At 44.1% G+C, this 551-nt stretch carries 1 protein-coding gene; it reads right to left on the reverse strand.

The window, feature by feature from the left end:
- A partial coding sequence (locus ACRCJ0_RS18975; RefSeq protein WP_431391755.1) for a PTS sugar transporter subunit IIB occupies positions 1-551 on the reverse strand: 551 nt, incomplete at both ends.

Raw genomic sequence — 551 nt, forward strand, 5'->3', positions numbered from 1 at the left:
GCTTGTTGAATCAATGATTTACGCATGTCATCTTGGGCTACCTTGTCCGATACAACGATAATACGGTTAGGGTTAACTGATTTCACCCAACCAGTGGCTACTTGACCGTGTAATAAACGGGTATCCACGCGTGCTAGGACATACTTAATCTTCCCATCACCTAATACAGTACCAGGTGTTAAGGTACCAACTTGCTCCTCTTCTTGGCTACCTTCGCTAGCTGCAGCTGCTGGGGCGTCAATGCCTTCCCCAAGTGCTTCAGGTTTTACACGAATACCTGACACGTCTCTTGTCAAAATGTGTTTAGCAACATCTGCCACTTGATCAGAACCAAATCGTTGACCCAAAGCTTCTAAGAGCATTGGTAGATTTAACCCACTTACAATTGCTGTGCGTTCTGGCATTTCTTCGTGAATTGTATTGGCCTGGTTGAATGGTGAACCTCCCCACAAATCAACTAAAAATAGAATTTGTAACGTGTCATCGAAAGATTCGACTGCTTCTAAAAGATGGGCACGTAAATCATCTGGTCCTTCTTCAGGCATAAAGGT

It is taken from the genome of Aerococcus sp. L_32, from assembly GCF_050689315.1.